The organism is Pseudomonas sp. Irchel s3a18, assembly GCF_900187535.1.
Classification (GTDB): domain Bacteria; phylum Pseudomonadota; class Gammaproteobacteria; order Pseudomonadales; family Pseudomonadaceae; genus Aquipseudomonas.
In genome coordinates this window covers 1-1,393 of record NZ_FYDV01000041.1, presented here as the reverse complement: position 1 = coordinate 1,393, position 1,393 = coordinate 1, and the positions used below count along the sequence as shown (strand labels likewise).

Genomic DNA, 1,393 nt, shown 5'->3' with positions numbered 1-1,393 from the left:
AAGCAATGGGATGGACTCCTCCTCACTTCGGCATCTTGAGTGCCAGACTGAAAGTGCGAACCACAGTCAACGGTGAGAAGGAGTCCACACATGAAGCTTATGCGAATTGGGGTCGACCTGGCCAAGAACGTGTTTCAGATCCACGGCGTGGATTGTCATGAGCTACCCGTCTGGCGGCAGCGCCTACCGCGTGATCGCTGGCTGCAAACGGTGTTGGAGAAGATCGAACCTGGCTGTGAGATCGGGATGGAGAGTTGTGGCGGTGCGCATCACTGGGCTCGGCAGCTACAAGCCCACGGATTTCGGGTGAAGCTGGTCGCGCCGCAGTTCGTCAAACCGTACGTCAAGAGCAACAAGAACGACGCGAACGATGCCGAGGCGATCTGCGAAGCGATGAGCCGTCCCAGCATGTGCTTCGTCGCCATCAAGACCATCGAACAACAGGATATCCAGGCGACGCATCGCATCCGGGCCGGCTTAATCGAACAGCGGACGGCCAAAGCCAATCAGATCCGTGGGCTGGTCGCCGAGTACGGTCTCGTTGCACCGAAGGAATTGCTGATGCTGCGTCGTGCAATACCATGCTGGCTAGGGGATGCGGATAACGGTTTGACGGCACGCTTTCGTCGTCTGCTGGATGGTTTGTGGGACGACCTTCGTGCGCTGGATGGGCATGTTTGCCAGCTCGACGGCGAGATCACTGCGATCGCGACAAACGAGCCGTCCGCCGTTCGCCTTCAACAGCTGCGCGGTGTCGGTCCAATGATCGCCACAGCGCTCGTCGTCGCTCTCGGTGATGCCCGTCAGTTTGCCAATGGCCGACAGTTTGCCGCCTCGCTGGGACTGACACCGAGGCAACACAGTTCTGGTGGTAAGGATCGACTACTCGGTATTAGCAAGCGCGGTGATACGTATCTGCGAACATTGATGGTGCATGGCGCACGCTCGGCGCTACGCACAGCCAAATCCAAAGAGGATCGGCTCAGCCAGTGGGCCGTTCGTTTAGCCGAGCGATCGCATCCCAATGTGGCCGCTATTGCGCTGGCCAACAAAACTGCACGCATGGCTTGGGCGATGCTGCGTCACGGCACTGATTACCAACCGAATCAGGCAGCGGCCTGATCTATTTACCCGACGTGTTCTACGAGAGAAACAACTCTTAACCACGATTGCGAAGCAACCTGAACGATGGCAAACCGGTCGAACCGGCGTCGGCAAAACCCTCGAATGTCCAAGTGCGAAAAGCACGAAAAAGCGATCGGGAGCCGGCGCGCGAATAGCCCATCATGGCCCTGCATCGAAACGATGCCGTATTTAGAGGCCGAATATACGTGTGCAGTCGGCACGGGCGCCAAAGCAACGGGGCTTGCAATGAGGGGGAGTCCATATACGG

1 protein-coding gene is annotated in these 1,393 nt (G+C 58.1%); it reads left to right on the top strand.

Going from position 1 to position 1,393, the window contains the following annotated elements:
* Positions 1-90 precede the first annotated feature (90 nt).
* Positions 91-1,122 (top strand): IS110 family transposase, encoded by a 1,032-nt coding sequence (locus CKW29_RS25325; RefSeq protein ID WP_095149325.1) that lies wholly within the window; start codon positions 91-93, stop codon positions 1,120-1,122.
* The last annotated feature ends 271 nt before the right edge of the window (positions 1,123-1,393 follow it).